This window comes from Pauljensenia sp. UMB10120, from assembly GCF_030212035.1.
GTDB classification, from domain to species: Bacteria; Actinomycetota; Actinomycetes; order Actinomycetales; family Actinomycetaceae; genus Pauljensenia; species Pauljensenia radingae_A.
Genome location: NZ_JASODH010000003.1, coordinates 111,910 through 129,266, shown reverse-complemented (window position 1 = coordinate 129,266; position 17,357 = coordinate 111,910). Strand labels below are relative to the sequence as shown.

Here is a 17,357-nt window from a genome sequence, read left to right as displayed (position 1 = left end):
ATACCATGGCACACGTGAGTGAAGAACTAACGCCCCAGAAACCGGCCGGACACAACGACTCAAACGCTCCTCGAAAGGAAGCGGGACAGGGCCGTGACGACGCGCCTGAACAGATGCGGATCCGTGCAGGTAAACGTCAAACCATGCTGGACGAGGGGAAGCAGCCCTACCCGGTTGAACTGCCGATCACGTCGACCATCGCTCAGGTGCGCGAGGCGTATGGACATCTGGAAGCCGGTGAAGAAACCGACGATGTGGTGGGAATCGCCGGCCGTGTGATGCTGATGCGCAACGGCGGAAAGCTTTGCTTCGCCACCTTGCAGGACGGCGCAGGTGTGCGCATCCAGGTGATGCTGTCCGCCGCCTCCGTCGGACCGGACTCGCTCGCAACCTACAAGTCCGAGGTTGACCTGGGAGACCACCTCTTCGTCCACGGGCGAGTGATTTCATCCAGGCGCGGAGAACTGTCGATTATGGCAGAGCCGGGGGAGGGCGAGGATGCCCCCGCATGGAAGATCGCATCCAAGGCACTGCGTCCACTTCCCAAGACCTACACCGCTGAAGACGGCACGGAAATGGCGCTGTCGGAGGACATGCGCGTGCGCCGCCGCTACCTCGACATGATCGTGCGCCCCGCAGCTCGCGAGATGGTGCGCATGCGAGCCAACGTTGTGCGTTCACTGCGCGACTACTTCCATGACGCAGGGTTCATCGAAATTGAGACGCCGATGCTGCAGGTCCTGCACGGCGGTGCGGCAGCACGCCCGTTCTCAACACACATGAATGCCTACGACACGGAGTTGTACCTGCGTATCGCCCCTGAGCTGTATCTCAAGCGCGCAGTTGTCGGTGGTGTTGACAAGGTCTTCGAGATCAACCGTAACTTCCGCAATGAAGGCGCTGACTCGTCGCACTCACCTGAATTCACAATGCTGGAAGCGTACGAAGCGTACGGAACCTACGACACGATGGCCACGCGTACCCGTGATTTCATTCAGAAAGCCGCGCGCGACGCACTGGGAACCGAAGTCGTCACCCTGCCCGACGGTTCGACCTACGACCTGTCGGGATCGTGGGAGTCGATCAGCCTGTATGACTCGATTTCGGATGCGGTCGGAACCGCGATCAGCCCGCAGACTTCTCGCGAGGATTTGGTGCGCATCGCAACGGATCTGGGCGAAGAGATCCCCGACCACTACGTCAATGGCAAGATTGCGGAAGTCATTTTTGAAAAGACCGTGGGGGACAGTCTGTGGGCACCGACTTTCGTGCGCGACTTCCCGGAAGATTCCTCACCGCTGGTACGAGGACACCGCTCAAAGCCCGGCGTGGTGGAAAAGTGGGATCTGTATGTGCGAGGGTTTGAACTGGCCACAGCCTATTCGGAACTGGTCGACCCCGTGATCCAACGCCAGCGCTTCGAAGCCCAGGCACTCGCCGCTGCTGAAGGCGACCCGGAAGCTATGGTGCTGGACGAGGACTTCCTGATGGCCATGGAATACGGCATGCCTCCGTCGGGCGGCATGGGAATGGGGCTGGATCGCCTGCTCATGGCTCTGACGGGGCAGGGAATCAGAGAAACCATCACGTTCCCGCTGGTCAAGAAGATCTGATCCGCTACGAGCTGCCTGCACCACCACACTGCATCGATGAGAAGGACACGACCATGATGAATCGGAGCCGGGCGAGCCAGAAGCGACTGCTCATTGTTGGATCGATGATGGCAGCGCTGCTCACAGCCTGATGCCGCGGTGCAGACCAATCGACTGCGCAGGCGCAAGCAGTGGAGCTCAAATACGGGTACTGCTTGCTAGTGGCATTTACCTGCTGGACGTACTTGCTTACCGGCGACTTTCGCCCGTCGACCGTGCCCGCTTGGCAGTGACTTTCGCCTGTTGAGCGCATCTGCCTGGCAGGACACATATATGCCGGCCGTATCTGCTCACGAGCCCTACGCTCCGAAACTTCTCAGCCAACATGCAGGTTCTGTGTTTACATTAAACGAAAGGCACCTGCTGGCTCCCATGTGCTTTCATGTGGCAGCGCCCAAAGATGCCCTCGTACATCAATAAAACGACGCAGAACCACTAAGGCAGTAATTCGTGACGAACTTCGTGAAGCAAACGCAAGCGCTCAAAGCGGATCGGGCGATCGGCGCTCTGACTGGACTTGCTCTCGGTGATGCGCTCGGCATGCCCACGCAATCGATGAGCCATGAGGAGATTCATCAGGCGTACATCCGTGTGGACGGCCTCGTCGATGCGAGCCCGACGCAGCCCATCGCGCCCTCCATGAAAGCTGGCCATGTCACCGACGACACCGAACAGGCCCTCCTGGTTGCCTCCCTGTTGATCGACGGTGACGGGCACATTGATTCGCTTGAACTGGCGCACCGCCTGCTCGCGTGGGAAGACACGATGAGAGCGCGAGGATCCCTCGACCTGCTCGGCCCCTCCACCAAGAGTGCACTCGAAGAAATCCGTGCCGGCGCCGAATACGGCACCACTGGAACGGAAGGCACGACCAACGGCGCCGCGATGCGGGTGGCGCCGGTGGGCATAGCCATCGACATGCGCGAGGCCGAAGCGTTCACGCGCGTAGTGCGCGAATCATGCATGGTGACGCACAATACGACGCAGGGTTTTGAAAGTGCTGCGCTCGTCGCCGGAGTCGTCAGCCTGGGGATCAACGGGTTGGATACCCTGTCAGCACTTGAACTTGCGCTGACCGAAATCGACCGACTGGGTTCGCCCGGACACTGGAGTCCGCGAGCCAGCGTCGTTGCACGCACGCAGTACGCCCACAATCATGCCCGCAAGAGGAACGAGGAAGACTTCGCAACCTGGCTGCGCGAAATGGTGGGAACATCCGTCGAATCCAATGAAGCTGTTCCGGCCGCGTTCGCGCTGGCGCGCCGCTACGCGCAGCAGCCCTATAAAGCTCTGATCCAGGCCGCCAATATTGGAGGCGACACGGACACAATCGGCGCGATCACCGGCGCAATGCTGGGTGCGACATGCGGTGTCAGTGTCTTCCCGAACACCGTCATCGAGCAGGTGATGAGCGTGTCAGGCATCGATGTGGCAACCCCCGCGCTCGAATTGCTTGACGTGCGTGAGCGGGCCCGTTAGCGAGACGATCGCTGACCGTGCTCGCGGTTCATCCGGTTGAGCAGTGCGCGTGCCGCTTCGGAGTCGACCACCAGGTGCGTCATCACCCCTGCACGCAACGCTCCCAGCAGGGGAATCGCTTTCGAGACGCCAGAAACGACGCACAGCCGCACGGGGATGCGCCGCAATACGTCGGGCATGGGACCGGATGCTCGATGGTTGAGCTCCATATTCGTTGAGCCGTCTTCGCGGATCAGTACTGTACAGACGTCGCCCACTACTCCGTCGGCGCGTGCTGCGTGCAGTTCGGTGGCGTCAAGATATCCGCCCGAATACACGTGCGAGGGGAGCGCTGCGTCGAGCGAACCCACACCGAACAGTGCCACGGTTGACGACTCGATCGTCGTCAGGACCTGGCGAATTGAGCGTTCGCGCCACAGTGCCTCTTTAGTGTCGGCATAGTCGAAGAACGCGGGGACGGGGAAGTAGACCGTCTGGCCACCAAACGCTTCAGCAGCGCGCGACATGATTGAACCCGCGTACGGGACACCTGACTGTGCCGCATTGCCGGCCCCGTTGAGCTGGACGACCGTGACGTTGGGCAGGGGAGTCCTGGCCAAGTGGCGCGTGACTTCTGCTGTTGTATTGCCCCAGGCGATTCCAAGCGTGGCGCCAGGTTGCATCAAGTTGGCGAGCTGCGCCGCGGCCACCTGCGCCACCGATTCAAGCGTGGCGACAGGGGTGTCTACTGATGAAACAGGGACGACGACTGCGTTGACGTGGAACGCCTGCGCAATTTCGCGTTCCAGGTCGGTGCGCGCACCGGCCAGGTCCTGCACCTGGATGCGCACCAGTCCCACCTCTTTGGCGTAGGACAGCAGGCGTGAAACCGACGAGCGCGACATGTTCAATTGGGAGGCTATCGCCTCCATCTTTTCTTCGCGGATGTAGTACAGAACGGCCGCTTGCAGTGCCAGCTCATCACGTTTGCTCATGACTACCAGTCTCTCATGCACAAATGCCCAACACCTTTGGGTAGACGTGCATTTCTGAGATAATGAAAGCAACAACTCGTCAAGCACGATCGAGAAGCGCGTCTAAGAGCGTGATCGATTAGCGCGAGCAGACAGCGCGACTAGATGTCGCGATAAAGAAGTACGGTCCAACAACACGATCGATGGAGACGCAGATGAGTATCCCAGTTCTATCACCCACAGCCCGACACGATGCCCTGCAGGAGATGGCGTCAGGCCCCGAGCTGGATGTACTCGTCATCGGTGGCGGAGTGACAGGAGCAGGTATCGCCGTTGACGCCGCCACGCGTGGCCTGCGGGTGGGAATCGTGGAAGCGCAGGACTGGGCCTCGGGTACCTCGTCGCGCTCCTCGAAACTGGTGCACGGCGGGTTGCGCTACCTGTACCAACTCGACTTCAAACTCGTGAACGAATCCTTGCGGGAACGCGGTCTGCTGCTGACGCAGAACGCTCCTCACCTGGTGAAGGCGCAGCCGTTCTTGTGGCCGTTGAAGATTCCGGTCATTGAGCGCACGTATTCGGCTATCGGTGTCGGGATGTATGACGTACTGGCCCAGTTTGCGCACCGCGGGTCTGTTCCGATCCAGAAGCATTACTCGAAGAAAGGGTCCCTGAAGCTGGCGCCCGCCATCAAACCCGATGCGTTAACAGGATCGATCGTCTACTACGACGCGCGTGTAGATGATGCGCGCCTGGTGGTGACGCTTGTGCGCACGGCGGTGCGTTACGGTGCGCTGGCTGCCAACCGAGTTCAGGTTCAGGAACTTGATCAGGATTCCTCCGGCCGGGTTCGAGGGGCGCATGTGGTGGACCTCGAAACTGGCGAAGACTTGCATATCAAAGCCCGTAGCGTCATCAATGCGACGGGTGTGTGGACTGAGAAAACGCAGTCGCTGGCGCACACCGGCGGGGGACTGAAAGTTCTGGCATCGAAAGGTATTCACATCGTGGTGCCCAAAGATGCGATCAAGTCGAAAGTCGGTATCTTCCTGCGTACCGAGAAATCCGTGCTTTTCATTATTCCGTGGAAGCGGTACTGGATCATTGGTACGACAGACACCGCCTACCATGAGGATCGCCTCGAACCTGTTGCCGACAGGGAGGATATCGACTACCTGCTTGAACATGCCAACTCGGTGCTGGCGACCCCGCTGACGCGTGACGACATTATCGGCACGTATGCCGGTCTGCGTCCGCTGCTTCAACCCGGAACCCTCGACAATGACGAAACCAAGTCCACGAAAGTGTCGCGTGAACATACGGTGACGGAAGCCGCTCCTGGGCTGACGGTGATCGCGGGAGGCAAGCTGACGTCGTATCGCCAGATGGCGCAGGACGCAGTGGACTTTGCGCTCGGCTCTGGGGCGAAGAACAAGCCGTGCGTCACAGAAAAGACACCGCTCGAGGGAGCGAACGGCTACTTCGCGATGTGGGAATCCCGCAAGAAATTGGCGCAGGAGTCTGGTCTAAGCGTCGACCACGTCGAAGATCTCCTGGATCGATACGGGGCCGATATCGAGTTGGTGCTGTCAATGATTAAGGAGGATCCTTCTCTCGGAGACGAGTTGCCCGGCGCGCCCGAATATCTCAGGGCGGAAATTGCATTCGGCATTGCGTACGAGGGAGCCCTGCACATCGAGGACCTGCTGACACGTCGTACCCGCATCCACTATGAGCACAAGGATCGCGGAGTGGAATCCCTGGATGCGGTGGCTCAGATCGCGGCTGCAATGCTGGATTGGGATGAAGAAACGACCGCGCGTGAGAAGGCGTCGTATCAGGCGCGATGCGATGCTGAGCGTGAAGCCGAAGGCATCTGGGATGAGAAGCAAGCGCAGGCCGTCCGCGAGCAGGTAGAACCGATCCGGCCCTTCAAGGACGTTGCTCCTGACGTCCAGGGCTGAATCAGCACTCAGCTTTGTCCCCGGTCAACGCCGCGTCGCCCCGCTTGGCTAACGGTGCGTTGCGCGGAGGCTCGGGGATGATGCACCCTCACGCTTTACCCCGGATAGCGTGGCCTCGTAAGACCTTGACCGGTTGTCGCCACGAGTCCGCACTATCTTGACGGGTGCTCGTTGGGCCTGTCGTGGGTGCTCCGTTGATCAGGCCATGTACCGCTCGCTGCACAATGCCCTAGATCTTAACCTCTTTCGTGCACGAACCCCTAGATCCTGAATGCTCTCCTGCACGAACCCCTAGATCTTAGGGCGACTTGTGCACAACCCCCTAGATCAACAGACGATAGGGACTCCCTCGGAAACTGGAATGTCCTGTGACCTGCGTGTTAAGGAACGCGTCAAAATGACGGGGCGTTAGATCTAGGGGATCGTGCAAAAAACAGGGAGAATCTAGGGGATCGTGCATGTGCGAGGGGTAGATCTAGGGGATCGTGCATGTGCGAAAGACAGATCTAGGGCATGGTGCACGAGGCTCGCGGTGAGCGGACAGCGGGCACTGCGAGCTATCTGATCTGGGACTCCTCACGCGGGTTTGGTCACTGAGAAAGCCGAGCCTGTAGCACAACCACGCCAGCATGCCATCGCGGCACGAGTGCATCGGAAAGGTGCTGCTTCCGAAAAGCGTTGAGGGAGGGGCTTACAGGAATGCGAAGGGGTCGAAAGCCTCCAGATCGATGATCTGAAGCCGAGGAAGCACCACCTGGAAAGCGTCGAGGTCATGCTCGAGGTCGAGCACCTCAAGTCCCTCGTCAACAAGCTCCTGGAGCTGGGCGGAAAGGAACTCCTTGAAGCACACGATCGCGACCTTGCGCCCCATTGACAGAAGCTCGCGGACCTGCGGGACAAAGTCTCCGTCATGGCTCGCCAGGATCACTGAGGCGCCATCGAGTTCTGCGATGGCTGACAGGGTTTTTTGAATGCCGACGTCGACAACCTTGACGGTGGGGGACTCGCACGCCAGAGGGATTGGTGTGTAATTCATGGCGGTCAGAGCCTGTATGAAACCCATCGGGAGGTGCCCATTGGAGCCGTTGAGGAAGAACAATCCTTTCGTTGGCTGACTCCATGTGTGGGTCGCTGCATCGAGAACGCGGTCCCAGCGGGGACGTTCCTCCGGATTAGGGCGGCGTTCCAGAACTGACATACCTAATGTTGCATCTATGTTTTCGCCATCGACGACTAAATATGTTATTTCATCCATGGATTACAGATTAGTCCCAGGCGTTTCAGAAAGGAAACGTGTTTTCATACTCAGTCTTTTAAAAGTTCAACATATAAAACGTCCCATCACAATAGAGGTGATGGGACGTTTGAAGAATCTCGGCGTGCACGCGGCGAACTACTCGTGCTTCTTCAATGCAGCCAGACGCTGCTCGATCTCAATCTGCGACGAATCGGTTTCCAGCTCTGCGAACTGGTCCTCAATGCTGGAGGATGCGACTTCCATCTTGCCCTGAGCGAGCGCCTCGGCGCGGCGGACGCGATCCTCGTAGCGTGACAATTCAGACGTCGGATCCAGCACGTTGATCGTGCCAAGCGCATCGTTGACCTTCGTCTGTGCTTCGGCGGTGCGCTGACGAGCAACCAGAGAATCGCGCTTCGACTTCAGCTCAGACAGCTTGTCCTTCATGACAGCCAGGCCGTCCTTGAGCTTGTTGACAACCTCGGTCTGCGAGGCGATCATCGGCTCAGCCTGCTTGGCTTCGTTCTCGAACTGGATCTGCTTGCCGATTGCGACTCGCGCGAGCTTATCCCAGCGGTCGGCTTCCTCCTGGTTGCCAGCTTCGCGTTCCTGATCAGCCTTGTTCGAGGCAGCAGCCGCCTTCTGACCCCAGTCAGAAGCAAGCTTGGTGTCCTGCTCATGGTCGCGTTCGGCCAGACGCAGGTTTCCAACTGTTTGTGCGACAGCATTCTCAGCTTCCGCAATCGAGTTGGTGTAGTCGCGAATCAGCTGATCAAGCATCTTTTGGGGGTCTTCGGCACGATCCAGCAAAGCGTTAATGTTGGCTTTCGCCAGCTGTGCCATCCGTCCTAGAATTGTCTGCTTCTCTGCCATCGGGGCTCCTCCCGTATCTCATGGCGTGATTCGTCTCACGCTTCGATTCAATACTATAGATCTGTGGCATCCGCTGCCTGGTGACGACGACAACTCAGTTACTTTTCGGCTCTCAGCGATGCCATGGAAGGGGCAAGAAATGCTGAGCAGGCACACACGTGACTCTGACCAGGGCTCACCCATACCGAAGAACGATGCTCTTGACCGGGGTGCACCTGACCAGGGTGCGCCCGCACCTGCGAACGGCGCTCCCAGCTGGGGCGCACCCTCACCCACGGTTGGTGCACCTGAGCACTCAGATGAAGACAGTCAGCCGCTCGCGCGCATTGAAACCGGCAATCCCTCGGCCCCCACCACGATCTACCTGCTCCACGGCATCACGAGCTGCGCCGGTGCGATGGCCGACCTTCAGCTTCGCTTGGCGCATCCTTCGCGTCGCATTATCGCCTTGGATGCCAGGGGACACGGTTTATCGCCTCGCTGGAGTGACGATCAACTTGCGCGAGCAGGCGACCAGCTGATCGACGATGTTGTGAACGCGATCGAACGGGACCGGGCGTGCAGACGATCTCCCTCGCACCAGATCTTTCACCAAGCAGCGTCCCCCTCGAGCACAAATCGTGGGCCGCGAACAATCCTGATCGGGCATTCGATGGGAGCAGCGACGGCGGCGGCAGTCGCGCTGCGCAGACCGGACCTGGTGGACGCAGTCGTGGCTGAAGACCCCGCACGTTTTGGGACGCGCTCGCTGGAAGAACTTCATGAACGAGGGAAACTGCGCGCAGCTAAGATTCAAGAAACTGCGAATGACCTGGTCGGTGCACTGACGCGTGAGCTGGCGGCAGGGTCCGCGCCGAGCAGTGAGATTTTACCGGGTCTGTGGGCGAGCCAGCAGTGTGACCCGCGGCTTCTTCAGACGGGAGTCGTCGCGCCCGAAATCAAATGGGAAGAAGTCATGGCAGGACTGAAGGTGCCGACCCTGGTTGTCACTGGCGATGTTGTGGGTGAATCGCGGGTCGGGCTCGAGGGGATGGAGATCCTGCGCCAAATCGGCAACCGGTGTGTGGAATGCGTGATCGTGCACGGCGGAGTGCACAATGTGCGGCGCTCGCGGCCGCAGGGTTACTTTGATGCGGTCCTCCCGTTTATCGCGCGCATAGAGGCCAGTGGTAAGGGGGGAGGAAATCACTGGTCGACGCGAGTGGGCGGTGACGTGGCTGAAGGCCCGGCTGGCTCGAGCGAGTAAGTGAATCGCGCGCCAGGAAGGCTCCCTGCCAGCGAGCCGGTGTCGTCAGTGAACCGGAGGGGCCAGCGGCTGAAATCGCCGCCAAAGGCGCTGCCAAGACGTCAGCGGCTAAAGCCGCCGCCAAAGCTCCCACCAAAACCGCCGCGACTGAAGCCGCCGCCGAATCCTCCGCCGAGGCCGCTAGAGCCACGACGCGTGAAACTGCCACCGACAGAGCCACCCACACCGCCGCGACGCGTAAACTTTCCGCCACCGTAGCGTGAACCGGAACCGCCCCAGTAGCCTCCGCCGCGGTTAGAACCCAGGGTGGAGCCGAACAGGGTCCACAAGAAGGGATTGCTCAGCAACGAATCGGAATCGAAGAGATTATCCTGATTGCCACACTTACTCGCCTCGATGGCCTGATGCGCCGCCTGATAGGCAGTCTTGGACGCTTCCTCGGATTGAGCGGGGTCGGAGTCAACCAGCTCTTCAGCGCGCCGCAAGGCTTCTTCGGCACGGGCGAGAGCTGAGCGAGCATCCTCAGGCGAATAAGCGCCCGAGGAGCGCACAAATTGACGCGCACGCTCAACCCAAAGTCGTGCACTGGACAGCTGCTTGTGGGCACGCTCAATTGCGCGCTCGCTCTGCTCAGCCTGGGAGCGCAATGGATCCAACGCGGCGTCGAGTGCACTTTCTGCCAGATGCAGCGACTCCAGGGCTTCCAGCGGATCCGCCTGCTTCTTCAGCGCCAGCCTGCCCTTATCCACCGCCTCATGCGCATCGGCAAGCATCGGCGCAAAGGCCTCCTGGTCGGCACCCAACTTCGTCACGTCCGCAAGATCCGAGCTGATCGAGGCAATCGCGCGTGACAGATTGTCCGCAGCATGCGCCACATTTTCCTGCGCCTTCAAAATCGCGTCAACCTGCACCTGCGCAAGACCCAGCGCGCGCTCGGCAATATCGAGAAGCTGGTTGGCGCGCCCGCGGTCCGTATTCAACAGTCCGTGAGCCTCATCGGCAGAAGTGCGAGCCGATTCGATCAAGGTGCGCGCCTGCTCAGGGTTGTCGAGCAGCGAGGCGATCATCGTGTGCGAATATGCAGCCGTCAGGGTGCGCAATTCACCCTCGGCAACGCGAATATTGCCTTCGATCTGGTTGATGCGTTCGCGAACAGCGCGTTCACGCTCATCAGCGCTGGCCTCTTTCTCACGCATCACAGCGAACTCGTCGTGCTGTTGAGCGAGTGGCCCCATCGCTTCTTCGAGCGCCTGGAGGATAGTCAATGCGGCTTGTCGCTTCGTGCCCTCGTCATCTGATTCGAGCAGTTTCTGCTGATTCGCGAATTGAGCGTCTACAGTCTTGCGCGCGCGGCGGATCGCCTCGTCGTAGTCCTGAGTGCGGTTGCGACCAAACTGGGCGCGAGAATACGACAGCTCATCGGTGGCACTGCGAACAGTTTCGTCAGCGGCGAGCAGGCGTTGACCCGCCAGCGATACCAGCTCCTCGGTGCTCATATCCGCATACTGACCACGCGCACCCTGCTGCCCCTGCTGCCTCTGCTGCGGCCTGTTGCGGCGCCTGAGCCAATACAGGGCAATGAACAGCACGGGAAAACCCGCGATCACCACCGCGATCGCCCAGAACGAGGTGCCCGACCCGGACTGCGACGGCGAGCCTGACGAGGAATCTGACGGTGACGGTGCACCCGACCTGGTCAAGGCATCAGCAACCGCGGTACTTGCGGCGACGAACTCATCGCTCGTAATGGCCCCACTGCCCTGATTGATGACGTCAGTTGCCGCGTCGAATGCTGCAGACAGGTTTGAGTTGGCTTCGGAATGCCCGCACATGCCCTGAAGCTGGTCATCCAAGGCCAGCACGTACAGGCTCGCTTTGTCCTGCCCGGTCGCGTCGATGAAATTGTCGAGGGCGTCCTCACACCAGTCTTCAGGAGAAAGTGAATCAAATGAGGAGATAGCGGCAAAAAGCACCGGGTGGCCGTCGCTCTGCGCCGCAGATGCACGTTCTTGCAGGGTGGAGTGCTGATCTGGCGAGAGCATCGAAGACGGATCCACCACCCACGATCCTGACTCAAAATCCAGCTCATCGGGAGATACTGCCCACGAAGGTGAGGCAATCACGCAAGCGGCAATCAACCCGATCGCCAGCATCCATGCTCGTTTCAACGTCTTCATCGCTGCTCCTCACGGGTTGCCGCTTCATCAGAATGTCGGCATAATTCTTTCTCTTGATAGCCTACTGTTTTCGACGTTTCTTCGATAGATTTATGAGGGTGTCCGTCGGTCGCCTCGCTGCGCGGCTGGCGAAAAACAGCCTGGAGAATCGCCCGGGACAGGTTCCCGGCTTATCATAGACAGGACACATGCGCGCCACCGCGGCGCGCACACCGACCCCGAAGGGCGGCACAGCTGCCCTGAGGGACTCTACTTTAAAAGGAGCGCGATCGTGCCGACCGGCAAAGTGAAGTTCTTCGATGCTGACCGTGGCTTCGGCTTCATTGGTGGAGACGATGGAGTTGAGGTTTTCCTCCATGCCTCTGCGCTGCCACCCGAGACACCTACGCTCAAATCAGGAACCCGCGTTGAGTACTCGGTTGCTGACGGACGTAAAGGGCCCCAGGCTCTTTCCGTGCGCGTCATTAAGGAAGCTCACTCCATCGCAAAAGCGCACCGTCGCCGTCCCCAAGCCATGGTTCCCGTTGTTGAGGACCTCATCAAACTGCTCGATGACGCGTCGAACTCACTTCGACGTGGCCACTACCCAGAAAATGCGCGACAGGTAGCCAAAATGCTGCAAGCTGTCGCAGAGGATTTCGATGCCTGAAAAGACAACGCGACCCAGGAGTCGCAAGAAAGACGTCGTGCTGGAAGGCGCGGTTGAGATTGCGCGCCAAGCCGCTGAAGACGTCGCACGCCCCGGCACAGTTGGTGAACACGTCGGCATCCGCGTTGACGGTGACCGCTTGCTCACCCATCTGTTCGACAACCTCGATCCCGGTTACCGCGGGTGGACATGGGCAGTGACAGTTGCCCGCGTTCCGCGTGGACGCAAAGCAACGATCTGCGAAGTCGACCTTATCCCCGGTGACGACTCGCTGCTTGCACCGCCGTGGGTGCCGTGGGCTGAGCGTCTGACTCCCGACGACCTTTCACGCTCAGATGTCCTGCCGTATCGCGCAGATGATGAGCGCCTCGATCAGTCCTACGAGGACGCCGGGGAGAATCCAGACCTGCCGACGACGCGTGAACTTGGCCTGGGCCGTGCGCGCGTCCTTTCAACCGAGGGCCGTCGCAGTGCCAGTGAACGCTGGTACCACTCTCAGCAGGGTCCGGCACGAGGCCGCCTGGCGAAAAATCCGTGTTCGACCTGTGGATTCCTGGTGAAGCTGCCAGGGGAGTTCCGCACAGTATTTGGTGTGTGTGCCAATGAGTGGGCTCAGGACGATGGAAAGGTTGTCAGCCTCGACCATGCGTGTGGTGCACACTCGGAAACCGATACACCGAATCGGAAAACTCAGTGGCCTGTGCGCCCATCTCACGTCAACGATTTTGGAGTGGAAACGGTCGAGCTGGGGCAGGCGAACCAGGCAGGTCTCCCTCGTCAATTTGTGCCCGTGACGAGGCCTTAAGGTGCCTGACGAGGTGGCGCGGCGTTATATCGGTCTCTTTCAGCGCTACCCAGCTTGAAAAAGTCATGTCGAGCGGGGCACCATTTTCAGGTGAGCTCCAAAAATTCCAAGCAGCGCAACAATGCGCGCAATCACAGTGTAAAGAATCAGAAAAACGCCGCAGCTCAGTCACAGCGTTCTGCAAGCAGCGGTGTTGCACAAAACGGTCTCGATCGTTTCTTCCACATCACTGAACGTGGTTCCACGGTGGGCCGGGAAATCCGCGGCGGCTTCGTCACCTTCTTCTCGATGGCCTACATCCTGGTGATTAACCCGATCATCTTGTCGTCAGCTCTTCCTGAGAACATCTCGACCCAGGCAGTCGCCGCCGGCACCGCGCTTGTCGCAGGCATCATGACCGTCCTGATGGGTGTCGTCGCCAACTACCCGTTGGGCCTGGCAGCAGGCATGGGGTTGAACGCTATGGTGGCATTCACCCTGGTCGGCGCATCAGGTCTGACCTTCCAGGAAGCAATGGGCCTGATCGTGTGGGAAGGTATCCTCATCACGATCCTGGTGCTGACAGGCTTCAGGGAAGCGGTCTTCAAGGCGGTTCCGCGCCAGTTGAAGACCGCTATTTCTGTGGGCATCGGTCTGTTCATCGCTTTTGTCGGTCTGCTGAACGCCGGCATCATCCGTCCGGGCGGAACACCCGTCCAGCTCGGTGTTGACGGCTCCCTCGACGGGTGGCCCGCAGTAATCTTCGTCTTTGGCCTGTTCCTGACGATCATCCTGTACGTGCGCAAGGTGCGTGGCGCCATCCTGATCGGCATCCTCTCATCGACCGTTCTGGCCATCATCATCCAGGCGTTCGTGAAGATCGGGCAGAAGTCCGACGAAAACCCGACCGGCTGGGGACAGTCAGTTCCTGAAATCGATGGCGCACCGGTGGCTTTTCCTCAGTTCTCCTCCCTCTTCCAGGTCGACATGTTCGGCGCATTCGGCAAGCTGGGACCCCTCGCAGTGATTCTGCTGGTCTTCTCGCTGATGCTGGCTGACTTCTTCGACACGATGGGAACGATGGTGGCCGTGGGCGCCGAGGGTGACCTGCTGGACGAAAAGGGCAACCCGCCGCGATCCAAGCAGATTCTGCTCATCGACTCCGTTTCAGCAATGGCTGGCGGTATGGGTGGCGTCTCCTCGAACACGTCCTTCATCGAATCAGCGGCCGGCGTGGGCGAAGGCGCACGAACTGGTCTAGCATCGGTAGTGACGGGATGTCTGTTCCTCGTCTCGACCTTCCTTGCACCGATCGTCAACCTGGTGCCGACCGAGGCTGCCTCAACGGCTCTGGTCTTCGTCGGGTTCCTCATGATGGTGCAGGTCACCGACATGGAGTGGCACAAGCCCGAAATAGCGATTCCGGCATTCTTGACGATTGCCTTCATGCCGTTCGCCTACTCGATTTCGGTAGGTATCGGCGTTGGATTCATCGCTTACACAGCCATTCAAATAGCGATCGGCAAAGCACGCAGGATTCACCCGCTCATGTGGGTCGTGTCGATTCTGTTCGTGGCCTACTTCGCCTTGGGCCCGATTCAGCGCGCACTGCTTGGCTGAACGCTCAACCTTTAAGGAGTAGTTCGTCAGGTGTCCCGGACCTTCCACTCGCTGCGCTATACCAACTTCCGCTACTGGTTCATCGGCAACATCATTGCCTCGACCGGTACGTGGATGCAGCGTGTGGCTCAGGACTGGCTGGTTCTCACCGTCCTGACGGATAACGAAGGGTTCCAGGTCGGCGTGGTGACAGCACTGCAGTTCATACCACTGCTGGTGCTGTCACCATGGGCCGGTGTCCTGGCAGACCGCCTCAACCGCAGACACCTCATTCAGGCCATGCAGGTCTTGACTGCGGCTCTCGGGCTGATCCTGGGTGCCCTCGTGCTGACGGGCACCGCCCAACTGTGGCACGTCTACGTGCTGGCCCTGATCGGTGGAATCGGATCGACCCTCGATTCACCTGCCCGCCAGGCATTCGTGTCCGAACTTGTTCCCGCTGAATCACTGCCGAACGCAGTGGGACTGAATTCAACTGCTTTCAACTCGGCCCGCCTCATCGGACCGGCACTATCTGGCCTGGTCATTGATTGGGTGGGTCCGGGCTGGGTCTTCATCATCAACGGTGCGTTGTTTGCGGCGCCTGTGATTGCGCTGGCACTGATGCGCACAGATGAGTTGAACGCTCAGCGCCACGTCAAGCGCGAGAAGGGTCAGATCCGCGAAGGTCTCGCCTACGTGCGCTCGCGCCCAGACATCATCCTGATCCTCATCGTCGTGTCCGTGGTGTCAGCCCTTGGCATGAACTTCCAGATGACCTCCGCCATGATGGCCACAGAGGTCTACCACCGTCAGGCCGGCGACTACGGAATTCTTGGTTCCTTCATGGCGATCGGAGCGCTGACCGGCGCCCTTATCGCAGCACGTCGACGCGTACCGCGCCTTCGCCTGATTGTTCTGGCTGCAGCAGCATTCGGACTGGTTGAAATCATTCTGGGACTTGCACCCAACTACTGGTCGTTCGCTCTCATTTCGATTCCGACTGGCCTGGCGATGCTCACCATGATTACCGCGGCCAATGCCGCCATCCAGATCTCCACTGCTGAGGAGATGCGCGGACGGGTCATGGCACTGTACTCGATGATCTTCATGGGATCCACTCCGCTGGGAGCCCCGCTGATCGGCTGGATAGGGCAGCAGTTCGGTGCCCGCTGGTCAATCCTGATCGGAGGAATCTTCTCCCTCCTGATCGCTATTGCAGCCGGCGTGTGGGCGATTATCCACTGGGAAATCCGCGTCCGACTGCACTGGTCATTCCACCCGCTCGAAGCGGTCGGCCCTGTTGAACGCGCCAGGGCCGTTCAGGATGCGGCCGAGGCCACCCGACGCGCATCCGAAGGTGGATAGCGACCTGGTTCAGGCGCTAGGCGAGGGTATTGTCGATCACCCAGTCCACGCACTGTGTGAGTGCGCGAACGTCCCGGCTTTCCACCGAGGGGAATGTACCGATGCGCAGCTGATTGCGCCCGAGCTTACGGTACGGTTCGACATCGACAACCCCGTTGGCACGCAGAATCCGGCATACGCGCGCCGCATCGACGGTGTCGTCACAGTCCACCGTGACAACAACGGGGGAGCGCCACTGAGCATTGGAGACGAACGGCGTCAGGTGCGAGTGCGCATCCGCCCACTGGTACAGCACGTCCGAAGATTCGAGGCAGCGAGCTTCCATCACCTGCAGGCCGCCACCGGCCAGCATCCACTGAATCTGCTGATCCAGCATGATGAGCGTGGCGATGGCAGGAGTATTCAGCGTCTGATCCTTGCTCGAATTCCTGCATGCGATTGACAGATCCAGGATCTGCGGCATCCAGCGTGCATCATCGCCGTGCAACCTTTCGGCGCGCTCCTGAGCCGCAGGGGAGAGCAGCGCGACCCACAGGCCTCCGTCGGAGCCAAAACACTTCTGAGGGCTGAAATAGTAGACGTCCACATTGTTCAGATCGACGCGTACACCACCGGCGATCGACGTGGCGTCCACAACGGTCAGACAGTCATCAACGTTGACCCGATACAGCGGGCTGAGAGCACCAGTGGAAGTCTCGTGATGCGGGTATGCCGCAACGTCGATCGGTTCCCCTGAATCATGGACGACGGCACCCTCGTCAATGAGTGTGGCCACCGTGCCAGGCTCACTTTTCACAATCAGGGGTGCGGCAAGGTGGGGCGCGCGGGCGGCCTCGTCAGCAAACTTTGAGCCAAACTCGCCGAAAACGGCGTGGGCGCTGCGCCTGCGAATCAGTGAGGTTGTAGCGACGGCCCAAAATGTTGTGGATCCACCATTGCCGAGGGCGACCTCCCACCCTTCGGGCAGGGAGAACAGATCGCGTAGCCCACTGCGGATCGATGCCACTATGGAGCGGACAGGCTGCCGACGGTGAGACGTTCCCATGATGAGTGGACGCATCAACGCGTCGAGCTGCTGGGTGCGAATCTTCGACGGGCCGCAACCGAACCGGCCATCGTGAGGCAAGAGCGTGTCAGGAATGCGAGGGCACTGAGCGTCCAACTGATCTGTCATAGCCCCCAAGGTAGTCCCTTTTCAGGCTCGAGGGTGCCAGCCTTGGCGGGGTGGACACTCGTGCCGTCGTAGCATCTGCGCTGCATGCGCACCGCCGCGAATAAGGCAACGCCCGCCTTCCGAATACGAGCGTTTACAGCGGCCGGCAGGCACCTTGACTTTTCGGCGTTCTGCAGCTATCTGCGGCGTTTTTCACTGTTCG

General features: G+C 59.9%; 13 protein-coding genes. 8 read left to right on the top strand and 5 right to left on the bottom strand.

What is annotated here, in order from left to right; translation table 11 throughout:
• The first annotated feature begins 5 nt into the window (after window positions 1-5).
• Window positions 6-1,613: a lysine--tRNA ligase gene (gene lysS, locus QP093_RS04025; protein ID WP_082628583.1), complete on the top strand. Its 1,608-nt coding sequence runs from the start codon at window positions 6-8 to the stop codon at window positions 1,611-1,613.
• Window positions 1,614-2,114: 501 nt separating this feature from the next.
• Complete coding sequence (locus tag QP093_RS04020) at window positions 2,115-3,131, top strand: ADP-ribosylglycohydrolase family protein (protein WP_058237882.1); 1,017 nt, start codon at window positions 2,115-2,117, stop codon at window positions 3,129-3,131.
• Here the strand turns inward: QP093_RS04020 and QP093_RS04015 are convergent.
• Window positions 3,128-4,105 (bottom strand): sugar-binding transcriptional regulator, encoded by a 978-nt coding sequence (locus QP093_RS04015; protein WP_285014828.1) that lies wholly within the window; start codon window positions 4,103-4,105, stop codon window positions 3,128-3,130. The genes QP093_RS04020 and QP093_RS04015 overlap by 4 nt on opposite strands.
• Window positions 4,106-4,299: 194 nt before the next feature.
• Between QP093_RS04015 and QP093_RS04010 the strand changes: the two genes are divergently transcribed.
• Window positions 4,300-6,048 (top strand): glycerol-3-phosphate dehydrogenase/oxidase, encoded by a 1,749-nt coding sequence (locus QP093_RS04010; protein WP_058237254.1) that lies wholly within the window; start codon window positions 4,300-4,302, stop codon window positions 6,046-6,048.
• A gap of 691 nt (window positions 6,049-6,739) precedes the next feature.
• Here the strand turns inward: QP093_RS04010 and QP093_RS04005 are convergent.
• Window positions 6,740-7,303: an NYN domain-containing protein gene (locus QP093_RS04005; RefSeq protein ID WP_058237253.1), complete on the bottom strand. Its 564-nt coding sequence runs from the start codon at window positions 7,301-7,303 to the stop codon at window positions 6,740-6,742.
• A 138-nt stretch (window positions 7,304-7,441) separates the two neighbouring features.
• Entirely contained in the window at window positions 7,442-8,158 is a 717-nt protein-coding gene (locus tag QP093_RS04000) for a PspA/IM30 family protein (RefSeq protein WP_285014827.1), read from the bottom strand.
• A gap of 139 nt (window positions 8,159-8,297) precedes the next feature.
• Between QP093_RS04000 and QP093_RS03995 the strand changes: the two genes are divergently transcribed.
• The gene (locus QP093_RS03995; protein WP_285014826.1) at window positions 8,298-9,404 is read left to right on the top strand and encodes an alpha/beta fold hydrolase; all 1,107 of its coding nucleotides are present in this window, start codon (window positions 8,298-8,300) and stop codon (window positions 9,402-9,404) included.
• 101 nt (window positions 9,405-9,505) lie between these two features.
• Here the strand turns inward: QP093_RS03995 and QP093_RS03990 are convergent, their stop codons facing one another.
• Window positions 9,506-11,581: a hypothetical protein gene (locus QP093_RS03990; RefSeq protein WP_285014824.1), complete on the bottom strand. Its 2,076-nt coding sequence runs from the start codon at window positions 11,579-11,581 to the stop codon at window positions 9,506-9,508.
• A 271-nt stretch (window positions 11,582-11,852) separates the two neighbouring features.
• Between QP093_RS03990 and QP093_RS03985 the strand changes: the two genes are divergently transcribed.
• The 4 genes from QP093_RS03985 to QP093_RS03970 all read left to right on the top strand — a co-directional run bounded on the left by QP093_RS03985 (window position 11,853) and on the right by QP093_RS03970 (window position 15,981).
• On the top strand, window positions 11,853-12,230 hold the full coding sequence (locus tag QP093_RS03985) for a cold-shock protein (RefSeq protein WP_058237249.1): 378 nt from the start codon (window positions 11,853-11,855) through the stop codon (window positions 12,228-12,230).
• Window positions 12,223-13,035: a DUF3027 domain-containing protein gene (locus QP093_RS03980; RefSeq protein WP_092648824.1), complete on the top strand. Its 813-nt coding sequence runs from the start codon at window positions 12,223-12,225 to the stop codon at window positions 13,033-13,035. The genes QP093_RS03985 and QP093_RS03980 overlap by 8 nt, the downstream gene beginning before the upstream one ends.
• A 225-nt stretch (window positions 13,036-13,260) precedes the next feature.
• Window positions 13,261-14,634, top strand: coding sequence for an NCS2 family permease (locus QP093_RS03975; RefSeq protein ID WP_257590441.1), 1,374 nt, complete (start codon window positions 13,261-13,263; stop codon window positions 14,632-14,634).
• Between the two features lie 30 nt (window positions 14,635-14,664).
• The gene (locus QP093_RS03970; RefSeq protein ID WP_092648822.1) at window positions 14,665-15,981 is read left to right on the top strand and encodes an MFS transporter; all 1,317 of its coding nucleotides are present in this window, start codon (window positions 14,665-14,667) and stop codon (window positions 15,979-15,981) included.
• A 16-nt stretch (window positions 15,982-15,997) separates the two neighbouring features.
• Here the strand turns inward: QP093_RS03970 and serC are convergent, their stop codons facing one another.
• Entirely contained in the window at window positions 15,998-17,155 is a 1,158-nt protein-coding gene (gene serC / locus QP093_RS03965) for a phosphoserine transaminase (RefSeq protein WP_285014823.1), read from the bottom strand.
• Between the last annotated feature and the right edge of the window lie 202 nt (window positions 17,156-17,357).

Excerpts from the sequence above, each read along its gene's own strand:
- QP093_RS04000 (WP_285014827.1), bottom strand. The coding sequence starts at position 8,158 with ATGGCAGAGAAGCAGACAATTCTAGGACGGATGGCACAGCTGGCGAAA.
- serC (WP_285014823.1), bottom strand. The coding sequence starts at position 17,155 with ATGACAGATCAGTTGGACGCTCAGTGCCCTCGCATTCCTGACACGCTC.
- QP093_RS03980 (WP_092648824.1), top strand. The coding sequence starts at position 12,223 with ATGCCTGAAAAGACAACGCGACCCAGGAGTCGCAAGAAAGACGTCGTG.
- QP093_RS03990 (WP_285014824.1), bottom strand. The coding sequence starts at position 11,581 with ATGAAGACGTTGAAACGAGCATGGATGCTGGCGATCGGGTTGATTGCC.
- QP093_RS04005 (WP_058237253.1), bottom strand. The coding sequence starts at position 7,303 with ATGGATGAAATAACATATTTAGTCGTCGATGGCGAAAACATAGATGCA.
- QP093_RS04010 (WP_058237254.1), top strand. The coding sequence starts at position 4,300 with ATGAGTATCCCAGTTCTATCACCCACAGCCCGACACGATGCCCTGCAG.
- QP093_RS03995 (WP_285014826.1), top strand. The coding sequence starts at position 8,298 with ATGCTGAGCAGGCACACACGTGACTCTGACCAGGGCTCACCCATACCG.
- QP093_RS04015 (WP_285014828.1), bottom strand. The coding sequence starts at position 4,105 with ATGAGCAAACGTGATGAGCTGGCACTGCAAGCGGCCGTTCTGTACTAC.
- lysS (WP_082628583.1), top strand. The coding sequence starts at position 6 with ATGGCACACGTGAGTGAAGAACTAACGCCCCAGAAACCGGCCGGACAC.